This is a genomic window from uncultured Nitrospira sp. (genome assembly GCA_902500695.1).
Classification (GTDB): Bacteria; Nitrospirota; Nitrospiria; order Nitrospirales; family UBA8639; genus Nitrospira_E.
Genome location: CABVRQ010000006.1, coordinates 1 through 7,333 on the forward strand (window position 1 = coordinate 1; position 7,333 = coordinate 7,333).

A 7,333-nucleotide genomic window follows, 5' to 3' on the forward strand; every position below is an offset into this window, starting at 1 on the left:
AGTCTGGCCGAAGGGGCTGGCTGTGGCGGTGGGGGGCCAGCCTGTTTAAACACTCCCTCAGTCCTCAGATTAGTCTCTGTCACTTCTATGCCGAGGAAAAGGCAAAACCATTGAAAGGTTCAATAACCCCCGTCACAAAATCCTTAAATGCCTGAGTGGCCGCGTAGACTCAATCAAGAAATTGGCGCGCGACACGGCAGACTTCCTCGACTGATATTTGTCGCATACAGCTTTCTTCTCCACGGGTACATTCGGAATAACCACATTCCTCGCAGTCCAGGCCTTTGTAAATCACGGCGACCGTTTTTCCTCTCGGACCCCACACCTGAGGGTCCGATGGACCGAATAGGCCCAGAACCGGGCATCCGACAGCTGCCGCCATATGCATCGGCCCACCATCGTTCCCGATAAATAAGGCGCTTCGCTTCATCATGGCCGCAAGTTGACGCAACTGGGTTCGCCCCATCACAGTATGCGGCTTGGACCTGGTCAAATCGACAATGTGTTGTCCAATCAGCATCTCTGACTGGTGTCCGATCAAAGCTACAACGGCTCCTTGATCGGCCAGCCAATCTGCCACGGCGGCAAATCGCTCGAGAGGCCAGGCTTTATTGGCATATCGCGCTAGCGGATGCAGAAGCACCAATGGCGCCTGCCCAATCTGGAGCGAAGCCAACAGATGATCGCCTTGATCCTGGTCATCGGGTCGCAGATACAATTCCGGATTGCCGACGGGATCACTAATACCTAAGGCCGATAAGGCCTGGGCGTGATAATCCACCATATGCATGGAACCATAGGCTGATGGCAGCACATGGGTATACAGCTTTCCACGCCACCGATTCTCTCGATTAAACCCCAACCTGATCCTGGCACCACTCCAATATGACAGAAATGCAGAACGATCCCCGTCTGTTAAATCCACGACCCCATCAAAACGAGCCTGGCGAAGCGTTTGGTAACACGCCAATTGATTGCCCCATCCTTCACGAGGCAGCACCATGATGTTCTCCAGATGGGGATTGCCGAATAACACACTTTCCGTTCCAGGATTCACCAGAAAGGTGAGTGAGGCCTCGGGAAATCGCTTGCGCAGAATGGGGAGAAGAGGGGTGGATAACACGACATCCCCGATATACCGAAGCTTAATAAGAAGAATACGTTTCACGTGAATCGTGGTGACATCGAGATTATCCTGAAATAAAAATCATTCAGGGGAACCGTTCGGAATACACTCCGAGGGGGAGCTTCATGTCAGGAATCCGTATGATGGAAAGGAAGGGACGCTTGCCAATAAGGCCATAAGACCGACACGGAATAAATCCCCAACACATATTCTCCAAATTCTTCCATCCCCATGAAGAAGAGCTGTGCGTCTTCTAACCCAAGAAGTGGAAGATAATAGGCATGCACTTTATCCAATATCACACACAAACCCAGCAGAACCCCTCCCATCATCATTTGCCCAATCCAGGGGGCACGATGGTTCCAGGCTTCAGCCAAGCGTGCCCATATTCGAAAACAAAGGACCATTCCAATAACCATAATGGGAATCATCATGCAAACAATAACTAACAGTCGTTCCCAAAGTGGAAAGCGAGGGCTCCAATAATTCGCAAACTTATCTAAATTCCATCCGGTCGCCCAGACATGCGCATCTAACTCCCGCAGCCCGAATAGAAGACAGAGGGCCATGAGCCCCAACCACTCGATGCGAAAATGGGACTGACTAAGACTCGCAGTCAGGCACCACACCGTAGCGACAAACCATACGCCCGCACTCATCATCTCAACCGGCCCATTTTCTGAGGCAATGACATCGGCCCACCCCGGCAAATTGGTAGACCATTTCGCCAGGAGCGTCATCGTCAAACAAAAAAAGACCGCCTCCGCAAGATTCCTCCAACACAGGTGGACATGTCCTGGACTTCTATCCCTGGGAAGTGAAGATTTGTCTGACGGCATTTGATGAATTTCAAGTCTCATGTCGCTTTGACTGACATCTCAAGCAAAAGCAGATAGAACCAGTGACAGCCGCCAGCAAGAATCAACGCCGCGCCTCCAAAGAGTACCGTATGGACCCTCCTGCTCAGGAACCACCCTGCACTCACACATCCCATGACGATGAAATAGAGGCCAAGAATGAGAAACCCTAGCCCAATGTACCAAGCTACCAAGGCCATACCCCCGAGGTCATAGACATACGGAAGACCTTCCTGATAATAAGGGACGCGAGGAAGCCCTACAGTTACAGCTACCGATATCAGGAACATCCAGGCCGGCCAGGAGATGATCCAATCCATCGCGTATTTCATGAACCCCCTTTTACTAGCCAAGCACGTCCCTATAGAGTTGCAGCGTTTCCTGTGCCGCCCGCTCCCAAGTAAATTGCTTAACCCGCTCAAACCCCTTGTTGCGTAATTGCGTGTGTAATTGGCGATCACTCACCAGGCGTTCAATTTCCATTCCCAATTGTTCCGGATCGTGAGGGTCCACATAGAGAGCGGCATCCCCTGCGACTTCCGGCAACGCACTCCCCGTCCCGGTAATTATCGGGACACCACAGGCCATCGCATCAAGAAGTGGAATGCCGAACCCTTCGTATAAGGACGGAAACACAAAGCCTTCGGCATGGGAATACAGCATCCGTAAATCGTCGCTAGACACATACCCGGGACAACAGACCGAATCCGTGATCCCCAACTCCGTGGCCGTCTCCGTCAGACTGGCCCCACGGGATTGGACCTCTCCGATGACTACCAGAGACAACGATTTGACAAGTCGGGGAGATCTGGCAAACGCCTGAAAAACGACGGTATGATTTTTCCGGGGTTCAGCCCCCCCCACAAACAGCACAAACGGACGGGAAGGTATGTGCAGTCGTGCTTGGACTTCCTGGAACTTCTGATGATCCCGTTCAGGAAACATGTCGGGGGAAGGCCCGTGATGAATCACCGCGATACGGTCAGACGAAAGATGAAACATCTCTTGAATTTCCCTGGAAGAAAATTGTGAGACCGCAACCACTCGTGAGACGTGTCTGGCACGAAAACCCAGTTTCCAGGAGGAAAGAGCCTGTCCGAAAATTTTTTTCGAATACTCTGGATAACGTGGCAACCAGACATCATGGATCGTGAGAATGGAGTGACGTTGACCATAATCGGGGGTCTTGAAGTTGGTTCCATGAAAGATATCGAGTGAGCAACGATCTTTCGCCCTTCGGCCACCCCCCCACGATGACTTGGAACATTTCACGGAGACGTGCGAAGGGACATGAATCGGGAAGGTTTGGGAAGAACCACTCGATGAAGCATAAGCCTCCCATTCAATATCTTGAGAACAGGTAAACATGGCAGGGAAAAGACATCGGACATACTGTCCAATCCCGCTATATGGGGAACGCATGGGCCCGGCATCAAACCCGACCCGCATCAGGAGTCTGAACCCTGTTGAATCATCGAACAAAGCCTTTTCGCCATGAACTGATTTCCTGACCCGCGCGCCATCACTCGTTACTTCGTTTCCTGAGAACATCCCTGGGCTTCGAGCTGTCTCATATGCCAAAGCTTGGCATATTTCACAAAAGTATACATACTGGACAGGGCACTGACTAAAAATCCCGCCATCCCATCACGATAAGCCTTCCGTGCGAAATAATATTTCGAAAAGGTAAAAATCGGACGAAAGAGAAGATCCGTGCCACGCACATGACGTTTGGTTCTGGCCCGGTCTTGAGCAGCCAGCGTGGTGAAATTCGGAAATTTTTCAAAATAATTATGAAGCGTGGGTCTGGTGAGGTGCACCAATGGACAGGAGAGATAGGCGGATTCTCCTGAAAATATGAATTTATTGTGTGGCTCCGCATCATCCAAATGGCCGATTCCTCGTCGGAACAGACGCAATTGATGATCAGGGTAACAGCCGGCGTTCAACACCAGCGAGCCAAAATAATAATTATGGCGAGGAACATAATACGCCACGGGTCCATTCTTGGAACCTGAAGACAACACAGCTTCGATCTCAGCCTGCAGTCCAGACGGAATTCGTTCGTCGGAATCTAAAATAAAGACCCAGTCCGTGGAAGCCTGGTCCATCGCATAATTTTTTTGATCTCCAAACCCTGCCCAGGGCCGTTGAAAAATCTTTTCCGTAAACGTGCTGGCAATATCCATGGTGCGATCCGTACTGAAGGAATCCACGACCACGATTTCATCCATCCACTTCGCGCTTTCCAGGCAAGGCTGAAGATTCTTCTCTTCGTTGAATGCCACTACGGCACAAGAGACCGTTTCCCGCTTGATCGAAGTGACATTCTCTTGGGCAGGACTATTCTGGTTTTTCATGATATGAGTCATCCATTCGCCAATCGGCCTGGTTCTTTCACATTCGCAAACGCTTCACGGGACCTCTGATACCCAAACCGTCCCATACTGCTGGATATCCTGGCAAAGCTCCTCAAGCACCGCCATGCCATCGGCAACCTCCATGCACATTGGATGGGCAAGGACCGTCGCGGTTCCTCCTTGCTCGCATATACTCCGTATCCTCGTCTTCACGCGGTCGGCCCATTCCCTGATAGTCACCCGTTGGGTAAGACGATCCGGTTTGGTTTTTCCATGTTGATATTTTCCATGTAAGATATGTTCATGATCCGGCAGCACATTCATCGGAACCGAACGATAGGCGGGACGCAGCCATTCGGCAGATATTTTCAAATCAGATACCTCATCGGACACCACATGGATTCCACAGGATTCTAACAAATGATCAGTCTCGGCTGTCCGTATATAACTATGATTTCGCCAGGTCTGAATTGTTTGGCCCGTCACCTGCTGAATACCGGCAATGGTCCGCTGAATATCACGAAGTTGGTGCGCAGTGGTTCCCCATGGCGTGCCATATATTTTCTTGAATATGCGTGATAATGGATCTCGAAAGGCCGCGTAGGTGTGGCCACCAATTTCACAATGCGGCAGACCCGATAGGATCTTCACCGTGTCCGGTTCTTCCTGACAGGCTTTCCCGGTAAAAAACAGCGTAACTTTCACTCCGTATTTCCCTGCAATCTCACAATATTTCGCGGCTAACGCGACTTCCGTGTAAGAAGAAAAGGGGGTATCGGTTCCCTTATACGAGCGTTGATGCACATCCCCTGTCAGACAAACCATTTCCCTAGAATCCTTTGCGGCTCAATCCCGCCATTTCGCCGACGCCTTCGGCACCCGTTTAAGAACCCTTCACAGCAACGGAAGATTTTGATTGCAACAATCGCCGATACACCCTCTCCGTCTGAGTCAGCATGTGTTCCATGGAATATCGTTCTTGAACGACCTGTCGCCCGACCTTCCCCATCCGGGTCGCGGCAATGGGATCGTAAAGAAGACAGGCAATTTTTTCGGCTAAGATCTCTGGGTCTCTTGGAGGGACCAACAAACCGTTCACGCCATCCTGCACCACCTCGGGCACTCCCCCCACCGCAGAAGCGACCACAGGACGTTCCATGGCTAAAGCCTGCGTGAGAGATTGAGGAATACCTTCTTCAAAGGAAGGAATGACCACGACATCAAGTATCGCCAGCAGAGCCGGAACATCTTCCCGAAATCCCAGGAGATGCACACTTTGCTCTAACCCAAGCTCTCGAATGCGATCCAAAAGTGCCGGTTGTTCTCCGCCATCTCCGATGATGAGGCACTCGACGGTAGAAAAACGTTTCTTGAGCCATCCCACCGCCTCGATTAATACCATCATCCCTTTTTCGGGACGAAGAAAAGTGACGGCTCCCACCAGAGGCCCTTGGCTTCCAAGCCCCAAACTCTTTCGTAAGGACACATCCGGGGGTTGGGGATGGAATCGCTCCAAATCAACTCCGGTTGGAATAGAAATGACCCGGGAAGAGCTCAGCCGGTTGCGGGTTATCAACCCCTGTCTAACTGCTTCCCCTGTGGTCGTGACGACATGCGGCAATTTCCCATATAAGAGTCGATGCCGCCACGTCCGTGAGACTGGAGTGCTTTTATGGCGAGTCCGGACAATGATGGGACGTCGGGACGAAATCCGTCCGGCAATCGAGGCCGTCCAACTATCAAGAGACCCGTGCGTATTCACCACATCAATCTCATAGCGTTTCAAGATTCGCAAATATGATGGGACCAACGTAATCCACCCTCGCTTGCCGGAAGTGGTCATCTTGACCTGTAATCCTCGTTGTTCGGCCAGCGCGGCCAACCGGCTCCCGTGTGGGGCAGCCACGACCACCGTATGCCCACGCTTCTCCATCCCTTGAGCTTCCTCCAACACTCGATATTCCTGACCTCCCATCCCTAAGGAAGACTCCGTGTGAAGAATTCGCATAGGCACCTGATGACAAGGGGGAGTTGGGCTTATTTTCGGCATAGTCATTGGAGGATCGGCGAGATAACACAGGAGGTCCAAATGATCATTTTTTTTGCATTTCCCACAATTTAGCGTATTTTACAAAGGTGTAATAGGCATACAACATGGATAAAATCAGCCCTGGCTTCCGGTCCAGTATCCCTCCCCGCAACACATACATTTTCAGAAAGGTAAATAAGGGACGAAGCACCAATTGATGGGCGCGGAAAGTCCGGCCTTCCCGATGCATGTCCTCAGCCCGCAAGCTGGAATATCGATCCATTTTGCGAAAATAATGGTCGATATCCCGAAAGGGAATCTGTTCAAGACTGGCTTGAAGATACCCGAGTTTCCCCTTCAGCTCATATCCCTCATGGACCAACTCCTCCCGATATTGCATGTGTCCCTTATGAAAAAACTGGGGTTGCCGGTAATCAGGGTGCCATCCACAATGTTTGATCCACCGACCCAGGAAAAAATTTCTTCTGGGTACTTTATACGCCTCTGCTGAAGGCCCTTCCAGGAGCAATCGTTCAATTTCTTTCTGGACCGTTGGTGTCACCCGTTCATCCGTATCCAGACTGAAAACCCAATCATGTGTGGCATGGGTGAGGGCCTGATTCCGAAGCACGCCAAACCCCTGGAAGGGATAGTGAAAAATCTTGGATGTAAATTCACGGCAGATATCAGTCGTCCCATCCGTGCTATGAGAATCGATTACCACTAGTTCATCCACCCAATAAAGACTTTCTAAACATTTACGCATATTCGGTGCGTCATTATACGCAATGACCACCGCTGAAACTTTTTCTCTCGTGCGTGGTTCCGTCATACGGCTTACTTCTTCGACCTCCTCACAGACTTACGGTTTCGCCGAGGAATGGGTTGTCGGCACGCGATCGTCCCTCCGACGTGGGAACCTCCCGACGATCACTTTGACCTCACGAAGGAGAGACTCGAG

General features: G+C 51.1%; 8 protein-coding genes. All 8 read right to left on the reverse strand.

What is annotated here, in order from left to right:
• Positions 1–169 precede the first annotated feature (169 nt).
• The 8 genes from rfaQ to AAH187_RS02425 all read right to left on the reverse strand — a co-directional run bounded on the left by rfaQ (position 170) and on the right by AAH187_RS02425 (position 7,204).
• Complete coding sequence (gene rfaQ, locus AAH187_RS02390; protein WP_342346828.1) at positions 170–1,168, reverse strand: putative lipopolysaccharide heptosyltransferase III; 999 nt, start codon at positions 1,166–1,168, stop codon at positions 170–172.
• A gap of 86 nt (positions 1,169–1,254) precedes the next feature.
• On the reverse strand, positions 1,255–1,872 hold the full coding sequence (locus AAH187_RS02395) for a hypothetical protein (RefSeq protein WP_342346829.1): 618 nt from the start codon (positions 1,870–1,872) through the stop codon (positions 1,255–1,257).
• Between the two features lie 110 nt (positions 1,873–1,982).
• Complete coding sequence (locus AAH187_RS02400; protein ID WP_342346830.1) at positions 1,983–2,315, reverse strand: hypothetical protein; 333 nt, start codon at positions 2,313–2,315, stop codon at positions 1,983–1,985.
• 13 nt (positions 2,316–2,328) lie between these two features.
• Positions 2,329–3,534 carry a glycosyltransferase family 1 protein gene (locus AAH187_RS02405; protein WP_342346831.1) on the reverse strand — a complete coding sequence of 402 codons (1,206 nt, stop codon included), beginning with the start codon at positions 3,532–3,534 and terminating at the stop codon, positions 2,329–2,331.
• A complete protein-coding gene (locus AAH187_RS02410) occupies positions 3,513–4,343 on the reverse strand; it encodes a glycosyltransferase family 2 protein (protein ID WP_342346832.1) in 831 nt (276 codons plus the stop codon). Before AAH187_RS02410 ends, AAH187_RS02405 begins: the two co-directional genes overlap by 22 nt.
• A 54-nt stretch (positions 4,344–4,397) precedes the next feature.
• The gene (locus AAH187_RS02415; protein ID WP_342346833.1) at positions 4,398–5,168 is read right to left on the reverse strand and encodes a polysaccharide deacetylase family protein; all 771 of its coding nucleotides are present in this window, start codon (positions 5,166–5,168) and stop codon (positions 4,398–4,400) included.
• A gap of 58 nt (positions 5,169–5,226) precedes the next feature.
• Positions 5,227–6,351, reverse strand: a complete 1,125-nt coding sequence (locus tag AAH187_RS02420) for a glycosyltransferase family 4 protein (protein ID WP_342346834.1) — start codon at positions 6,349–6,351, stop codon at positions 5,227–5,229.
• A gap of 85 nt (positions 6,352–6,436) precedes the next feature.
• On the reverse strand, positions 6,437–7,204 hold the full coding sequence (locus tag AAH187_RS02425) for a glycosyltransferase family 2 protein (protein ID WP_342346835.1): 768 nt from the start codon (positions 7,202–7,204) through the stop codon (positions 6,437–6,439).
• Positions 7,205–7,333: the final 129 nt, after the last annotated feature.

What these genes read in the sequence shown, in the direction of transcription:
- AAH187_RS02400 (WP_342346830.1), bottom strand. Translation starts at nt 2,315, where the DNA reads ATGAAATACGCGATGGATTGGATCATCTCCTGGCCGGCCTGGATGTTC.
- AAH187_RS02405 (WP_342346831.1), bottom strand. Translation starts at nt 3,534, where the DNA reads ATGTTCTCAGGAAACGAAGTAACGAGTGATGGCGCGCGGGTCAGGAAA.
- AAH187_RS02410 (WP_342346832.1), bottom strand. Translation starts at nt 4,343, where the DNA reads ATGAAAAACCAGAATAGTCCTGCCCAAGAGAATGTCACTTCGATCAAG.
- AAH187_RS02415 (WP_342346833.1), bottom strand. Translation starts at nt 5,168, where the DNA reads ATGGTTTGTCTGACAGGGGATGTGCATCAACGCTCGTATAAGGGAACC.
- AAH187_RS02420 (WP_342346834.1), bottom strand. Translation starts at nt 6,351, where the DNA reads ATGCGAATTCTTCACACGGAGTCTTCCTTAGGGATGGGAGGTCAGGAA.
- AAH187_RS02425 (WP_342346835.1), bottom strand. Translation starts at nt 7,204, where the DNA reads ATGACGGAACCACGCACGAGAGAAAAAGTTTCAGCGGTGGTCATTGCG.